Annotated in this window: 17 protein-coding genes; 4 read left to right on the top strand and 13 right to left on the bottom strand. The window is 41.7% G+C overall.

The window, feature by feature from the left end:
- Positions 1–191: 191 nt before the first annotated feature.
- From phnE (PVE40_RS03820) to PVE40_RS03785, 8 genes are all read right to left on the bottom strand, one after another.
- A complete protein-coding gene (phnE, locus tag PVE40_RS03820) occupies positions 192–1,007 on the bottom strand; it encodes a phosphonate ABC transporter, permease protein PhnE (RefSeq protein ID WP_274730556.1) in 816 nt (271 codons plus the stop codon).
- A gap of 12 nt (positions 1,008–1,019) precedes the next feature.
- On the bottom strand, positions 1,020–1,832 hold the full coding sequence (gene phnE, locus PVE40_RS03815) for a phosphonate ABC transporter, permease protein PhnE (protein ID WP_274730596.1): 813 nt from the start codon (positions 1,830–1,832) through the stop codon (positions 1,020–1,022).
- Positions 1,825–2,595, bottom strand: coding sequence for a phosphonate ABC transporter ATP-binding protein (phnC, locus tag PVE40_RS03810; RefSeq protein WP_274730555.1), 771 nt, complete (start codon positions 2,593–2,595; stop codon positions 1,825–1,827). The genes phnE (PVE40_RS03815) and phnC overlap by 8 nt, the downstream gene beginning before the upstream one ends.
- A gap of 68 nt (positions 2,596–2,663) precedes the next feature.
- Positions 2,664–3,704, bottom strand: coding sequence for a phosphate/phosphite/phosphonate ABC transporter substrate-binding protein (locus PVE40_RS03805; RefSeq protein WP_274730554.1), 1,041 nt, complete (start codon positions 3,702–3,704; stop codon positions 2,664–2,666).
- Between the two features lie 129 nt (positions 3,705–3,833).
- Entirely contained in the window at positions 3,834–5,309 is a 1,476-nt protein-coding gene (locus tag PVE40_RS03800; RefSeq protein ID WP_274730553.1) for a bifunctional metallophosphatase/5'-nucleotidase, read from the bottom strand.
- Between the two features lie 105 nt (positions 5,310–5,414).
- A complete protein-coding gene (locus PVE40_RS03795) occupies positions 5,415–5,819 on the bottom strand; it encodes a hypothetical protein (RefSeq protein ID WP_274730552.1) in 405 nt (134 codons plus the stop codon).
- A 105-nt stretch (positions 5,820–5,924) separates the two neighbouring features.
- Complete coding sequence (locus PVE40_RS03790; RefSeq protein ID WP_274730551.1) at positions 5,925–6,410, bottom strand: AI-2E family transporter; 486 nt, start codon at positions 6,408–6,410, stop codon at positions 5,925–5,927.
- 14 nt (positions 6,411–6,424) lie between these two features.
- On the bottom strand, positions 6,425–7,288 hold the full coding sequence (locus tag PVE40_RS03785) for a carbohydrate deacetylase (RefSeq protein ID WP_274730549.1): 864 nt from the start codon (positions 7,286–7,288) through the stop codon (positions 6,425–6,427).
- A 93-nt stretch (positions 7,289–7,381) separates the two neighbouring features.
- Here PVE40_RS03785 and PVE40_RS03780 point away from each other — a divergent pair, with 93 nt between their 5' ends.
- Positions 7,382–7,636 carry a hypothetical protein gene (locus tag PVE40_RS03780; RefSeq protein ID WP_274730548.1) on the top strand — a complete coding sequence of 85 codons (255 nt, stop codon included), beginning with the start codon at positions 7,382–7,384 and terminating at the stop codon, positions 7,634–7,636.
- Here PVE40_RS03780 and PVE40_RS03775 read toward each other — a convergent pair.
- A complete protein-coding gene (locus tag PVE40_RS03775) occupies positions 7,633–8,094 on the bottom strand; it encodes a macro domain-containing protein (protein WP_274730547.1) in 462 nt (153 codons plus the stop codon). The two genes, PVE40_RS03780 and PVE40_RS03775, sit on opposite strands and share 4 nt — an antisense overlap.
- A 12-nt stretch (positions 8,095–8,106) precedes the next feature.
- Positions 8,107–8,826: a class I SAM-dependent methyltransferase gene (locus tag PVE40_RS03770; RefSeq protein ID WP_274730546.1), complete on the bottom strand. Its 720-nt coding sequence runs from the start codon at positions 8,824–8,826 to the stop codon at positions 8,107–8,109.
- Positions 8,827–8,964: 138 nt separating this feature from the next.
- Here PVE40_RS03770 and PVE40_RS03765 point away from each other — a divergent pair, with 138 nt between their 5' ends.
- Entirely contained in the window at positions 8,965–9,453 is a 489-nt protein-coding gene (locus tag PVE40_RS03765) for a hypothetical protein (RefSeq protein ID WP_274730545.1), read from the top strand.
- Positions 9,454–9,709: 256 nt separating this feature from the next.
- Here PVE40_RS03765 and PVE40_RS03760 read toward each other — a convergent pair whose 3' ends face one another.
- On the bottom strand, positions 9,710–10,201 hold the full coding sequence (locus PVE40_RS03760; RefSeq protein WP_274730544.1) for a cupin domain-containing protein: 492 nt from the start codon (positions 10,199–10,201) through the stop codon (positions 9,710–9,712).
- Between the two features lie 122 nt (positions 10,202–10,323).
- Between PVE40_RS03760 and PVE40_RS03755 the strand changes: the two genes are divergently transcribed.
- A complete protein-coding gene (locus tag PVE40_RS03755; protein WP_274730543.1) occupies positions 10,324–11,181 on the top strand; it encodes a DegV family protein in 858 nt (285 codons plus the stop codon).
- 158 nt (positions 11,182–11,339) lie between these two features.
- Here PVE40_RS03755 and PVE40_RS03750 read toward each other — a convergent pair whose 3' ends face one another.
- Together PVE40_RS03750 and PVE40_RS03745 are read right to left on the bottom strand one after the other, a co-directional pair.
- Positions 11,340–12,206, bottom strand: coding sequence for an aldose 1-epimerase family protein (locus PVE40_RS03750; RefSeq protein ID WP_274730542.1), 867 nt, complete (start codon positions 12,204–12,206; stop codon positions 11,340–11,342).
- Complete coding sequence (locus PVE40_RS03745; RefSeq protein WP_274730541.1) at positions 12,207–13,037, bottom strand: SMP-30/gluconolactonase/LRE family protein; 831 nt, start codon at positions 13,035–13,037, stop codon at positions 12,207–12,209.
- 150 nt (positions 13,038–13,187) lie between these two features.
- Between PVE40_RS03745 and PVE40_RS03740 the strand changes: the two genes are divergently transcribed.
- A complete protein-coding gene (locus tag PVE40_RS03740; protein WP_274730540.1) occupies positions 13,188–14,513 on the top strand; it encodes a D-serine ammonia-lyase in 1,326 nt (441 codons plus the stop codon).
- The last annotated feature ends 163 nt before the right edge of the window (positions 14,514–14,676 follow it).

The following is a 14,676-nucleotide window of genomic DNA, read 5'->3' as shown; positions in this document are numbered from 1 at the left end:
ATATTGTCATCCAATTTCTCGAGTTTTATATTGAATTGGTTGAAAGCGTGCAAGTGAGCTCTTAAAAATCGCTCACTTGCACGCTTTCGTTGATTTTGGTATGAGTGGGGGTTTTTTATGGGCTCACTTATACCATTTTAGCTGAAATGGTATGAGTGACTCCTTTTTTAACCCCTCACTTGCACATATTCTTATCCGCGAACTAATTTTTCTCGGATTCGAGTGGAGAAGAACTCAATAAACAGCACCAATAGGACAAGACCGATCAAAATCGATCCTACTTCATTCCAACGGTAGGAGTTCATCGCGAAAATAAGCGGTGCTCCGATTCCGCCTGCCCCTACTAATCCAAGAACAGATGCATCACGTAAATTCATATCGAATCGATAGATAACAATGGATAGGAAATATGAAAACAGCTGAGGCAAAATGCCGTAATAGATTTGTTCAAACTTCGTCATTCCCATTGCAGTCATTGATTCCAGTATATCGGTATCCAAGTCTTCAATCGCATCGATGTATAGCTTCGTTACCATTCCAATGGAAACAAACGACATTGTTAATACACCGGTAAACGGACCAGGTCCAGCCACACGGATGAACATCAACCCATAAACAAGCGATGGAACCGTACGAACTGCCATCGTGATCAAGCGCCCTACATAGGCAACTGGTTTAGGCATGATTTTATAAGAAGAAAGAAACGCAAACGGGATTGAAACAACTGCACCAACAATCGTTCCTAGAAAGGCAATACTGATAGTTTCAAATAAAAGGTAAGGAACGCCGCCTTCTGAAAAATCAAAGAGAAATTCCAAATCAGGACGCAAAATTCCATTAATAATATTGCGCGCGACTTCCAAGCTTGAATTTTCTAAACCTGCAAGACTAATTGATGTAGCAGACCACATCAATAAAGCAACAACCAAGATTGTCATGGTTATTTTGTACCAACGGTTTGTTGGTTCTAAAGCAAATTGATTTTCTACTCTTTCAGAATGATTCATGGAAGTCCCTCCTTAATTTAATTTGTTACGGAAATACTCACTGACCGTTTCGATAAGATAAACGGTCACGAACAAGGCAAGCAAAATCATCCCGACACTCGGGTAATCTCTCCAACCTAGACGCTCGTTGAGTAACATCCCGATCCCACCAGCACCAACATAACCAAGAATCGATGCGTAACGCACGTTCCCTTCAAAGTTAAACAGTGTGGTAGAAAGGTAAGAAGGAAGAACTTCTGGAAATACAGCATAACGGAATGCATAAAATTTCGTGTAGCCGATGGATTCCATCGCTTCAAAAGCACCCATATCTACAGATTCAATCTGTTCATACAAGAGTTTCCCTACATATGCTAAAGAGAAAAGGAAAATCGCAACCATCCCTGCCATGGTTCCAATTCCAAAAATATACGTTGCAACAAGTGCAGATATCAAAGTTGGCAAGGTACGTAAAATACTAAGAAACGTTTTGAAGATGGATGTAATCACTAGATTATGAACAATATTTTGTGATGCTAAAATCGCAACCGGCAAGGCCACAATTGCACCCATTACTGAACCAAATAAGGACATTTTAATCGTATCAAGTAGTAACGGCCAAATGCTCTTCCAAAAGTTTACATTTGGAGGAAGCATATCTCCTAAAATGACCCAGAATTGATTTCCCCGGCGGAATAACGTTTCGAAGTTAAATCCAGTTATCTCTACGGAAATGAAAGTAAAAATAAGAACCAACAAAAGAATCAACGGTGTCTTGGAACGAGGCTTGATTACTTTCTTTCCATTTGACAATTCCATTACTCGTGGTGGAAATAGATTACTCATTTTCGGCACGTTTCTCACTCCCAGCTTGGTCCGAACGATAAATTGAATCTAAAATTTCTTGGGTGATGTCAGCTGACTTGCCGTCATAAACAATGCGGCCTTTATTAATTCCGATAACACGGTCACAATAAGCCAATGCAAGTTCTACATCATGGATATTGATTAAGATACTGATGTTATTTTCTTCATTGATTCGCTTGAAGTCATCCATTACTTGCTTCGAAGTAACTGGGTCAAGGGACGCTACCGGCTCATCTGCCAAAATAATTTGTGGATTTTGCGCCAATGCACGAGCAAGTGCTACACGCTGTTGTTGTCCACCAGATAATTGGTCTACACGAGTATAGGCTTTATCTAAGATGTGTACGTTATCCAAAGCCTCCAGAGCAATCATCTTTTGTTCAGCAGGAAAAATGCCTAAGAATTTGCGCCATGCTGGCAAGTCAGGAACAAAAGCAGCTAATACATTGCGAATCACGCTGATTCGTTTTACCAAGTTAAAGGATTGGAAAATCATACCGATGTTTCTTCTAAACTGACGAATTTCTTTTCCTTTTAGTTGAGAAATATTGATGTTGTTTACTTTAAGGGTTCCGCTTTGAATATCATGCATCCGGTTGATACAACGAATAAAGGTAGATTTTCCTGATCCTGAAAGTCCGATAATGGCCACGAATTCTCCTTGTTCGATTTGTACGGAAACATCAGTCAAAGCTTTTACACCATTGGGATATACTTTACTGACATTATCAAATTCAATCATGTTCGTTCCTCCATATATACAAAAGGGACCGAAGTAAGTTCGGCCCCCGACGCTAACTTTTATTTTTGTTATTGACCTAATGTTTGAACTAATTCTTGTGCTTTACGTTCGTTATCATAATCTGCATCTGTTGCTTCTTGGTAACCGTTGTGGGAATAGATGGAGATTACTTCTTTTCCTTCTTCTGTTTCACCAATGTTGATGAATGCTTGTTGGATAGCAGCTTTCAAATCATCGTTCATGATTTCAGAACTTCTGCTTACACTTACTGTGTCGTTATAGATTCCTGGTGTTACACCGATTAAATCAGTATCTTTCCAGATATCTTCCATGCCATATTCCGTGCTCCAAGGCTCTTCAAAGTCTCTTCTTGCATCTGCATAAGTCAACAATACATCAACTTGACCAGAAGCTAAACGAGCAAATGCAGAAGCATAGGAGTCAGAGATAATTGCGTTTGATAAGTCTGTAATAGTTTTGCCATAGTTTTCGTCTAACCATAGAGCTGGGTAAATGTATCCTGCTGGGGAGCTAGAAGACATAACGCTCCATGTTGCACTATTTAAATCTTCCCAAGTTAATTCTTCGCCGCTATTTACTTTGGCAGCCAATTCTTTTCCTTTTTCAGAAGGTCCAGCAACAATCAAAGAACGGTAAGAAACAGCTTGTTCCGTTGTTGGTTCAGTTGGTTCGTTCTCATTCCAATCTTTTGGATTATCAGAATCATTAGACAATCCATCACGTGTAGCAGTCAGTACTACTTCAGCACCGTCATCATATAAAACATACGTACCACCAGGAATCAAACCAATATCAATCGTGCCAGCAGACAAGCCTTCACCAACCGCTTCGTAGTTCGTACCCACGTTGATTTCCACTTCATCAACGGTATAGCCCAGTTCACCAAGCTCCGCTTGCAACATTTCTTTCAATGGTTCGGTAGCTGTAACGATTTCTTCTGGATCACGAGAAGGAACGAAACCAACTGTTAATGTTTCGATTTCCTTAGATGCTCCGTCATTTCCTGCCGTTTCAGTGCTTTCATTTGCACACCCAACAAGAAGTGCCATCGATAAACCGGTCAATACTGTTCTGCCAAATTTCTTCATGAGAAAAAGTACCTCCAACTGATTTTTATATTTAACAGAGTAAGTATAGCGTTCGAATGTAAAATTTGTGTAAATTCTAAGCAATTTCTAAGAATTTACAAGTTTTTGTCAACATTCTGTTTAAGAGTATTACTTTTCTGCTATTTTTTGCAAATACGCGTACATTACATCAATGATTTCTTCTGTATATTCTTTTAGAACCTTGCCTTTTTTCAACATATGGAAGTTTCCGCCGCCAGATGCACGGTAATTATTCATGACAAAGCGGAACGTGTCCGTTGGTTGCACTGGATTCCCTTTATACGTAAGGTCTTCGATGCGCTCTCCTACTGGCTTCGCTACGTTCGTATGGAAGGTAACTCCTTCTACAATGTCGTAATTGTAGAGTTGGCGTTTCGGTTCCAAGTAACTTGGATGAACCGTTACTTCTCCATTTTCCATCGTCCAGTAGTTCGCATTCCATTCAAGGAACTCTTTTAACGTTTCGCCGTCCACTTCCATCACTACCAGTGTATTCGGGAATGGGAAATTTGCAGCAAGTTGTCGATAGGTAATTTCCTCACTGAATCCCATTGTAGAATCATAGAGCGAATTTGCTGAAATATCGGCGCCAGTAAAGTCTAGCTGAGCCAAATTCACCAATCGCGTAAAAGCTCCTGGATTTTTTTGTTCTTCAATCAAATCTGGAACAGCAAGTCCTTCATCACCTGGTCCAATTTTTTCATCCAGCCAATTTTGTGTAGCTGCATAAACAGACTCAAAATGAGCGAGAAATTCTTGGCTGTTATCATAGTCACTTGTTTGAACAAGGTTTCCAGTAAATACGCCATCTTGGTATGTTATTTCCATGATTTCTTGTGCGTTATTAGATGCTTGCAGAACTAAGGTATCTCCAATGTGAGTAACAATACTTCTATGTTGATGACCGGAGAACAGCACATCGATTCCAGGAATATTGGTTACGAGGTCGTACCCCACATTCTCGCCGGTTAACGGTTCGGTAGGTTCCCCTGTAGCCGGGTCTTTTTCTAAACCACCATGATAGCAGACAATAATCTTATCCACATCACTTCTCAACTTCTCTACTTCCTGTTTTACGGTGTCTACTACCGATAGAATCGTCAGGTCTGTTAGATTACTCGGTTTCTCCCAGTTAGGAATATAATCGGTCACTACACCAATCAAACCGATTTTCAATTGATGTGTTGGTAAGTTGATGATACGGGACTCACCAAGCGGCTGTCCTTTATAAAGGACATTTGATACGAGTGATTTTGCTTCCACTTGATCTATGTAATCGGCTAAAAATTCACTGCCAAAATTAAAGTCATGATTCCCGATATTCATATAATCATAATTTAATACGTTCAAAGCTTTCGCCATCACATTTTGGCTCTCATTCTTGTTCGCATACGTGACAAGCGGACTGCCTTGGTTCACGTCCCCATTATCCAACAGGAGTACGTCATACTTTTCTCGTTCTTCCTTTACGTAGCTGGCGATACGAGACATCCCTAGAGGAACGGTTTCGTTGCTGGCAAAATTGATCGGATAAATATAACCGTGGATATCGGTCGAACAAATAAGTTTTAACTGTTTCATCATTTACGCCCTTTCCTGCATCCATTCAAAAATGGATGGTTCTAACATTCACGCATAGGAAAAAGAGGCTAGGAAATGACTCCCGCCTCACGCATCTTTCCCCTATCTCTAGCGGTATAGTGCTTCTGCTTCTTTACGAACAGCAATCGCTTCTTCAAGTGTATCAAAAGTTCCAAGATGTTTATTTTTACCTTGAACGCTGATGTTTGCTTTGTAGCGTGTCCCACTCTTTAATTCCACTTGTTTAACACCAACATAGCCGGTACTGCCGGAAGCCGGTGTTGCTTTTTTCTTTTCAACCTTTGCTTTTGGAGCAGCAACAACCGTCGCTTTGTTTTCTTCGTGCCCGCAACTGGTAATCCGCTGATTCTTCAAATCGGATTGCCTCACTACCATTTCCTTGCCACAGGTACATCTGGCGTTCCAGAAACGTCCTTTCTCTTTGGAATCAGCCTTGCTGATTACCATCAAGTCACCAAACTGTCTGCCTGTTAAGTCAATTCTTTTTTTCATAACTAGTATACCTCTTTCTATCCTTTGCATCCGGTTCTTTTTGAACCAACGTTTTCCATTATACTGAAATGAAAACAATCTGGCAAACGGATATGAAAAAGAGATTTACTCATACTCATTCTTTTGGAATGATTGAATGGAGAAAATGGACTTCAGAACTACCGCCACTACCGCGCCTAATACAGCTCCAAGTGGTCCAAAAATCATGATGCAGACAATGGTAGCTAAGAATGTGTAGATGGGACGTACGCCAATTGCCCGTCCTGTAAGCACCGGCTCAGCCACTTGCCGAACGACTACTAGTACAATAAACAGCAGTCCAATTTGCCAAGCAAGGGTCGTGTTTCCTTGGAAAAAGTGAACCAGTGCCCAAGGGATCATCACAATCCCACTTCCTAACACAGGTATGATATCCACAATCGCAATCCCGATTGCCTTCAGGAACCAGTAGTCAACTCCGATGATCCAAAGACCTGCTGCTAGTATTCCAAATCCTAATAACGCCAACTTCAAAGCAGCTACTAAGTATCCCCATAATCCTCGCGAGACGGATTGAATCATCTGTTTCAAATAATAAGTAAATTTCTCCATTTTTCCCACTCCTTTTAGGATGCAGATGTATTTCTCCAACTTGTCAATTGGATTCCTTCTGCCTCCAATGTTTCAAAAAATGCGTCATCGAGCAAGAAGCGGTACTCCCAGACGCGGCTCTGCCATTCTTTTGTTTGGCCGAAATACTCACTGGTTTCTTTGGACGGATGCAAGAACAACTCCGTCACACCTTCCGGTACACGCCTCAGCTCATGTAAATAATAATTTTTTAGGTCTTCGTAACTCTTTAAGTGAGAAACAGGGGAACAAATTAACGCATCCGGCGTCTTCATTTTTTTCGCTGTGACAAACGCGCTGCCTTCCGCATGCATTTTCTCTACGGTTTCTGCTTCTTTATGACCGACTACTTTTCTGAAATCAGTTGCTCTTTTGGGAAAACGGAACGCTACATGGTGTGTGGCACAAAAATGCAAAGCAACTGATAAGAAAGAAGTTCCTTGATCGCCGTAAAGAATACCCTGATGAGAATCAAGGTGGTCAAAGGTTATACCCTGTGACTTGCCACAAGAGAATTGCGCAGCCAATTCTGTATTCACCCAAGAACTATCTGCCAACTCATAAAACTGTTCTGTTTGAGTATGGAAATACCCATGTTCATCCAACAGTGGTTCAATCAGTTCAGCAGGTGCATGACTTTGCCATTTTTCTTGGCAGAAGTCTGATGTCAACGTGAGATGCAATCCTAATCCAATATTTTGAAAGGACTTGGCTCGCTTGACCGCATCATCCGCTGCCTTCCCAGACAGAAGAAAAGATACAGAGGTAATGCGTTGTTTTCTTGCTAATTCTTCTATTGCTTCATTGGTCGCTTGGCAAATTCCAAAGTCATCAGCGGTGACAATGAGTGATTTGGTCATTCCGCTCCCCCTATTCACTGATTTTTTGTGCTATATTTATTCTACGCCAAAAAGCGTTCATGTGAAAATTCAAATGATTAATGAGGTGAAAATATGAATGTTGAAGATTTATTAGCAAAAATCCAACTGTTTAAAGCGGCTCATCCTGATTGCGCATTTTCTCTAACCGTTGAAGAAGTAAAGGACCTTGACGAACGTTTCGGTGAGCTTTACTTGCTTGCCATGTCAGACGAAACTGAAGAAGCAGAGTTGATAAGTGATGAGTTGTTGTTAAGTGTTGAAAAACCTAGAAAACAAGACTTGGAAGAATTAAGAGGAATAGCTGCTATGTTGAGTGATTTTATTTAAGGCAAAAGAACCAAAAATACATCCATCTCCTGATGTTGCAAGAATTCTTCTATGGTTTCAATCGCAATGTTTTTTGCTTCCTCTTTGGGATACCCGTAAATACCAGCTGAAATTAGAGGAAATGCAAGTGAAGTAAGTCCTCGTTCTTGAGAGAGTGTCAACGAAGAACGATAAGCAGATGCTAAGAGCTCTGCTTCCCTCGCATTTCCTCCCTGCCAGATGGGGCCAACGGTGTGGATGACAAAAGATGCCGGTAAATGAAACCCCGGTGTAATCACTGCTTCTCCTATTTCACAAGAACCAATCTGGTCGCAAGCTGCTTGAAGCTCTCTCGCTCCTGCAGCGCGAAAAATCGCACCACATACACCGCCTCCTTGTTGTAACTGCGTATTTGCTGCATTTACAATTCCATCTGTTTTCATCGTTGTGATGTCTTGATAAACTATTTCAAAAGCCATCCAACCATCCCCTTATCGTTTACGCCAAATCATGATTACGTTGTCGCTATCTTGTGTCAACGGCTCGCCTTCCCAGCTTCCCCATTCTGTCAACTTCTCAAATCCAGCAAGCTGTCCCATTAATTCTAGTTCAGACGGCCAAACATAGCGATGGGTAGTCTGGAATGAAGATGGGTGTTCTTTGGATAAATCGAATTGATAAGAAGTAAGTAATTGCTTCATTCGATCATACTTGTCAAATCCGACATACTCCTCTTCCAACGCATAAGGTGCTGTGTCATCCTTCAAAATTTGATCCACTCGCGGAATAAAGGTTTCAACAATAAATACCCCGCCACTTCTTAAATGGCTCGCTGCATTTTTGAAGCAAGCAACTTGTTCCTCTAATGTCAGCAAATACGTAATGCCGTTGAAAACTAAGTAAGCTAGATCAAACTCACGGTTAAGCTGTATTTGGCTCATATCGCCAGCAATGGTTTCTACCAGATGTTCTCCTGCTTTTTGTTTTAGTTGTTGCAGCATGGCCGGAGAAATATCAATTCCGGTTACTTGAAAGCCTCTTTTTGCTAGAGGAATCGCAATCCGGCCTGTACCCACTGCCAGTTCTAAAATGGTTCTACCAGGTGTGAGCTGAGCGATTGCTTCGACTGTAGGCTCTACAAATTCGCGCTCGTTGAGAGGATAGATATCCTCATCATAATCCGCCGCAAGATCATCATATGGATTCGTCATGTAATCTCCTCCTTCTCCTTATTGTACCCAATCCCATCACAGGCGCAAAAAGAAATGTTTTTTTGTTAGGAAAGTACTTTATACTACAGGGTTCCTATTTATGCTATGATAGAGAAAACGTTTTATTGAGGTGAAGGAATGGGATTATTTGATTTTCTGAAAAAGAAGGACTCTGAACCGAAAAATACAATGCCAAATGTAGAAACGGAAAAAGGAAACACCGTTCAATTTGAGGCAAAATGGCGTGCAAGCGACCTGACAAGTGACAACGTTCTGGTCGAAAAAGTAGTTGATAAAATCGTTGCGGAAGATCCGTTCCAGAAGTTTTATCAAGGAATGTCAGACGCTGATTTTGGGATTGGCAGTAAGAGAGTCTTTGAATACACAGATATTACAACGATGAATGTGACGATTGATGGCACGAAGCTTATTGTTGAAGGGATCGTGTTAGGCACCATTCCGGAAAAACAGTTGGCGGAAATAAAACCCTATCAAGATAAGTATTTATTGACGGCTTATGTTTATGTAACGGGTGGCCGTTACAAAGAATATGATTCCGAAGTCCAAACAGTAGTAGAGGGCTCAATGGCCTATAACTTAGATATTTTTCTTCAATATACTTCATAAAAAATATAGCACAAAGGAGTTCTACTGAACTCCTTTGTTTGCGTTTAAACAAGAAAAAGCTTCCGATACGAGATTCGCTATCTCGTATCGGAAGCTAATAAAAATTCGATACTAGCGTAACGAAAATACTCATCTCGTAACGGAAGCTAAGTAAATTTGCTTCCTTCCGTCACAAGAATCATAACCTTGTAACGGAAGCTTCCATTTTGATATTTCTTTTATAAGAAAAATCGCTTTTCAAAACCAACAACTTTTTTTATTCCCACTCTTCTATTCTTTTTCCATCTACCGGATCTGTTTCAGGAACAGCTACTTCTGCCACGGTTTTCTTTATCTTTTCGTAGTCTCCGTCCCCTTTTTGCATATCTGGTTCCAATCCATCTGGATAGGCGCCCACAATGCGGAAACGATCGGAAGCCTTGATGCGTTTATGTGTTGTGCCGGCCGGAAGGAGCACGATATCCCCTTTCTTAAATGGATAAATTTCTGCATCGGGTCCGCCTAACTGTACATGAGCTTCTCCAGCTATACAGGCGAGCACTTCATGAGTATTGGAATGGAAGTGATGCTCCGGTAAAATCCCATTTACCCAGCCATTCGTATAGCCATTCTTTGCTAGAAAGGACAATACTTCTTGAGCAGGATCGTGTTCTTCTAGGAGGTTCATTATGGCGCCTGGATAATAGAGGATCGGCAATGGATGATTCGGATAGGGTTTATTTTCTTTCGCATAGAATTTTTCTGCCATTTGAATCATTCCTTCCTTTTTGTGAAAAGAATACCGCGAAATAGTATCCGTTTCCAATGATAAGCACCAATAATTATGGTATGATGAGAAAAATAAAGAAAGCGTTCATCTTGGAGGATTATATGACAAAATACATTATTACTACAGAGAGCGGTTCTGACATCTCTCAAGAACTGATTGAAAGGTACAATATCTATGTCGTCCCAATGCATGTAACGATTGGCAATCAAACATTTGACGATGGCACGATTCCCGTGGAAGATATTTACCGTTACTACGATGAGACTGGGACTTTGCCGAAAACCTCGGGCTCTACTCCAGAAGACAATCGTGCTATCTTTGAGCGAGTTTTTCAAGAACACCCAGACGCTCATATTATTCACATCGCCTATTCTGCTGTAACAACCGTCTCCTTTAATTCAGCTAATATCGCTGCCGAGGACTTCGAGAACATTCATCTAGTCGATAGTAAAAATGTGTCTGGTGGTTTGACAGCTGTTGTCGTTGCCACAGCGAAGCATATTGAGGAAAACCCTAACGCTACACCGCAAGACATTATTCGTTATGTAGAGGACGTACGCGAGCGCACACGTTTTGTCTTCTTGCCGCAAACACTCTTGTACTTGAAGGCTGGCGGCCGTGTGTCAAATGTGGCTTATATTGGAGCTTCCTTGTTAAGCTTACAGCCGACTATTGTCTTAAAAGAGGGCTATTTAGTGGCAGCCAAAAAGTATCGTGGTTCTTTCACCCGCTGTCTGAAAAATCTCATCAAAGACTACACTACTAATTATTCTCTCGAACCTGGCACCTTGACGATTGGCGGTACTCCAGGTTTGAGTGATGAATTCAAGCAGGTAGCAATTGATGCTTTACAAGAACAAGGTTACAAGGATCCGAATTGGTTCCAAGCTGGAGCGGTCATTTCTAGTCACGGCGGCCCAGGAGCATTTGGAATCATCGGAATTGAGAAAAAACAATAACATCTCTTTGAAAAAGGAAAAGAAATCTCTGCCATGAAAATGGTGGGGATTTCTTTTTGTTTCAAATAGAATGTTTGAAGCTGGAGAGACGTATCGTTGCGATAGCATCGCCGAGATGCGTGCTATCGCAACGCAAGCTCCTCTCCACTTCTTTTTTCTCAAAAAAGTTCAATCGAATATACATGGGAGCGGACTTCCTCAGATTCCAATAGTATAATTCCTTCTTTTTCTGAAAGTTCTCCTGCCTTTCCTGCTAAATCAGGGATGCCGTGGAATGGTTCTAGACATATAAAAGGCGCCTCCGTAGCATCCTTCGTCCAGATACAGAAATAAGGAAACTCCTTTACGTGAAGACGAACTCCATGAGAGTCGCTCGGATGATGTAACTCAACTGCTTCAACTTTTCCGGCTGTTTCTATCAAAATGCTTTCTTGGGCCTCGTCTCTTCGTAGCGGCATCTTCCCTTCTTGAATGGTCTCCAACGCTTTCATTTTCCCACTCCAATATGGTGGCGGATCTAGTTCTACGTAATTAACCGATACGGCAGGTTGAAGCCGAATTTCATACTCTTCAAAAGGAAGCGGAAGATGAAATGCAGGATGGGATCCCAGTGAGTAAGGCATCGTCTCTTCTGTATGGTTCTGCACTGAATACTTGGTTTCAAGTGTTGAATCTGTTAAGGAATACGTTACTTCTAAAGTAAAGTCAAAGGGATAACGCTCTTTGGTTTCAGCCGTAGCTTGGAGGCGAAGGATTGCCTGCTGAGACGAGTGCTCCATTAACTCCCACTCCATCTTGCGTGCGAATCCGTGTTGCGTGAGCTCGTACAGCTCTCCTTTATGAAGATAGTGATCTTCAAATAACCGCCCCACTACTGGAAATAAAATAGGTGCACGGCCCGACCAATAGTCAGGGTTGCCATCCCACAAGTACTCTCGGTTTTCTTTCTTTGAATAAATTCGTTGTAATTCGGCGCCGAGTATAGAAATTTCAACGATTAAGTGTTCATTCTCTAGGATAATCATTTACAGTTTCACCCGGAATAATCCGCCCGACATAGCTTCTTCTAGCTCGCCGTCTTTCGCTGTAGTAATGTAGAGATAATCCATCTTCGCTCCACCGATGCAGCAAGAAGTTACATTTTTAGCGGGAACCTTGACTTCCCCCAGCTTCTCTCCTGTTGCTGGGTTCCAATGAGATACTTTGTGTCCGCCATATTGTGCAACCCAAATTGTACCATCTGGTTCAATGCACATGCCATCCGGGCTCGATCCATCTGTGATTTCCACTACATATTTTTCAAAAGTAGCCGTTCCTGATGCAACATCATATGCATACTGTCCCACTTTTTTGGTTGGGGTGTCGATGAAGTACATCGTTTTCCCATCCTCGGTCCAAGCCAATCCATTAGAAAGTGTAACTCCCTCGATAACGGTTTTGAAGCTACCGTCTTTTTCTACCGCATACAGGTTCGCTTCTCCTTCATAAGACCCTTCTAATCCCATCGTTCCTACCAATAACCGTCCTTTAGGGTCAAGCTTTCCGTCGTTGAAACGCATGCGGTCATCCGTACGCGGCTGGGAGACAAAATGCTTTTCTTTTGTTTTCGAATCAATTCGGAAAATACCATCTTGTTCTGCTTCCAAAATCATTCCATCTTCATCAATTACCGCGCAGCCTACCGGTCCATCTGTCGGATAAGATTCTACCGCCCCGGTTGCAGGATCAATTGCATAGACAAAATGATCCTCAATAGAAACTACATAAAGAAGTTGATTTTTTTCATCCCAGTGCGGGCCTTCCAGTAAAGAAGCTCCTGCATAAAAAACGAGTTCAGCTGTTTTTCCTTGTGACATATTCCAAACCATTCCCTTCAAACTGTATTTCTTTCAGTATATACTACCTAAAGTTTGCTTCCAATTAAAAAGGCGGAATGTCGTTTCCAAAAAATTGTTTTTTATGATAAAGTAGGCAAGGCGAAATGTATTTTAGGGTGGAGGTACATCATGACGGATCAACAAAAATTATTGAATCAAATAAGAGAAACTCAAAATGTTTTCTGGATGAATTCTTTAAAAAAAGACTTCGAAGAAGCAATGAAAATGAGCCGTTTTTCGAAGCAAGATGTAGACGACGCAGAAGCACGTCTCCTTCGTTTTGCACCTTATTTAGCGGCAGTTTTTGCTGAGACTGAAGCAACAAACGGTATTATCGAATCAAAACTTACTGAAATTTCGGCTTTGAAAAAGGAATTGGAAGATTTCTATCATACTGAAATTAAAGGCGCATTCTTCTTGAAACGAGATGACTCCTTGCCGATTGCAGGAACGATTAAAGCAAGAGGCGCAATTTATGAAGTATTGAAGCATGCGGAAACGTTGGCGATGGAAAATGGTTTATTGAAGAGTTACGAGGAAGACTATACGGTTTTTGACAGTAAAGAATTCCGCGAGTTCTTCGCCCATCATAGAGTAATGGTGGGAACCACTGGTAACCTAGGTATCAGCGTAGGCGTGATGAGTGCAGCGCTCGGTTTCAGTGTGACTGTTCATATGTCTGTAGAAGCAAAGCAATGGAAGAAAGATTTGTTGCGTGGACGCGGGGTAACGGTAGTCGAACACGAAACCAACTTCACACAAGCAGTTGAAAATGGTCGTGCCCAAGCGGAAGCAGATTCAAACTGTTACTTTGTGGACGACGAGCATTCCATCGAGTTATTCCTTGGCTATACCGTTGCCGGCAACCGGATGAAGCGCCAATTGGCTGACATGAATATTCAAGTGGATGCAGATCACCCTCTTTTTGTTTACTTACCTTGCGGCATTGGTGGCAGTCCTGGTGGGATTACCTTTGGCTTGAAACAACACTTCGGCGACAACGTACATTGTTTCTTCGCCGAACCAGCTCACATGCCTTCCATGTTATTAGGTTTAGCAACGGAACAATTTGATGGTGTGACCGTGACGGATTTTGATATTGATGCAAAAACGGTTATGGATGGTTTAGCGGTTCCTCGTACTTCAGGGCTTGTTTCCAAATTGATGCAGTACCATTTCGACGGTGGCTATACCTTGCAAGAAGACGAAGCCATGCATTGGTTGGCAAAGATGATTGATGTGGAAAGTATCAAGCTGGAACCAGCAGCATTAGCCGGCGTACCGGGAGCTGCCTTCTTATCTAGCACAGAATCTGGCCAAGCTTATTTGGATGCGAAAGGTCTAACTGAGAAAATGGCGAACGCTACTCATATTGCATGGGCAACAGGCGGCAGTATGGTGCCTGCTGAAGACATGGAAATGTTCTACCAACAAGGACGTTCCGTAACTTTATAAGATTTTACGTCAAAGTGGCTTTCGTAGTCGCTTTGACTTTTTATATGAAAACACAAGCTAAAAAAAGCGCAAAAAGTCACTACCCATGGTATCATGTAGGTGTTAAAATTTTAAATTTTTAGAGGGCTCTTGTTCTGTTGCCGCAGACCGAGAGCTTTTTCCT

Source organism: Jeotgalibaca caeni (assembly GCF_028863945.1).
GTDB classification, from domain to species: domain Bacteria; phylum Bacillota; class Bacilli; order Lactobacillales; family Aerococcaceae; genus Jeotgalibaca; species Jeotgalibaca caeni.
Note: the sequence above shows the minus strand (reverse complement) of the source record. Positions and strands in the feature narration are given on the sequence as shown.

Excerpts from the sequence above, each read along its gene's own strand:
- PVE40_RS03740 (WP_274730540.1), top strand. The coding sequence starts at position 13,188 with ATGACGGATCAACAAAAATTATTGAATCAAATAAGAGAAACTCAAAAT.
- phnC (WP_274730555.1), bottom strand. The coding sequence starts at position 2,595 with ATGATTGAATTTGATAATGTCAGTAAAGTATATCCCAATGGTGTAAAA.
- PVE40_RS03750 (WP_274730542.1), bottom strand. The coding sequence starts at position 12,206 with ATGATTATCCTAGAGAATGAACACTTAATCGTTGAAATTTCTATACTC.
- PVE40_RS03795 (WP_274730552.1), bottom strand. The coding sequence starts at position 5,819 with ATGAAAAAAAGAATTGACTTAACAGGCAGACAGTTTGGTGACTTGATG.
- phnE (WP_274730596.1), bottom strand. The coding sequence starts at position 1,832 with ATGAGTAATCTATTTCCACCACGAGTAATGGAATTGTCAAATGGAAAG.
- PVE40_RS03785 (WP_274730549.1), bottom strand. The coding sequence starts at position 7,288 with ATGACCAAATCACTCATTGTCACCGCTGATGACTTTGGAATTTGCCAA.
- PVE40_RS03770 (WP_274730546.1), bottom strand. The coding sequence starts at position 8,826 with ATGACGAATCCATATGATGATCTTGCGGCGGATTATGATGAGGATATC.
- PVE40_RS03765 (WP_274730545.1), top strand. The coding sequence starts at position 8,965 with ATGGGATTATTTGATTTTCTGAAAAAGAAGGACTCTGAACCGAAAAAT.
- PVE40_RS03800 (WP_274730553.1), bottom strand. The coding sequence starts at position 5,309 with ATGATGAAACAGTTAAAACTTATTTGTTCGACCGATATCCACGGTTAT.
- PVE40_RS03790 (WP_274730551.1), bottom strand. The coding sequence starts at position 6,410 with ATGGAGAAATTTACTTATTATTTGAAACAGATGATTCAATCCGTCTCG.
- phnE (WP_274730556.1), bottom strand. The coding sequence starts at position 1,007 with ATGAATCATTCTGAAAGAGTAGAAAATCAATTTGCTTTAGAACCAACA.
- PVE40_RS03805 (WP_274730554.1), bottom strand. The coding sequence starts at position 3,704 with ATGAAGAAATTTGGCAGAACAGTATTGACCGGTTTATCGATGGCACTT.
- PVE40_RS03745 (WP_274730541.1), bottom strand. The coding sequence starts at position 13,037 with ATGTCACAAGGAAAAACAGCTGAACTCGTTTTTTATGCAGGAGCTTCT.
- PVE40_RS03760 (WP_274730544.1), bottom strand. The coding sequence starts at position 10,201 with ATGGCAGAAAAATTCTATGCGAAAGAAAATAAACCCTATCCGAATCAT.
- PVE40_RS03780 (WP_274730548.1), top strand. The coding sequence starts at position 7,382 with ATGAATGTTGAAGATTTATTAGCAAAAATCCAACTGTTTAAAGCGGCT.
- PVE40_RS03755 (WP_274730543.1), top strand. The coding sequence starts at position 10,324 with ATGACAAAATACATTATTACTACAGAGAGCGGTTCTGACATCTCTCAA.
- PVE40_RS03775 (WP_274730547.1), bottom strand. The coding sequence starts at position 8,094 with ATGGCTTTTGAAATAGTTTATCAAGACATCACAACGATGAAAACAGAT.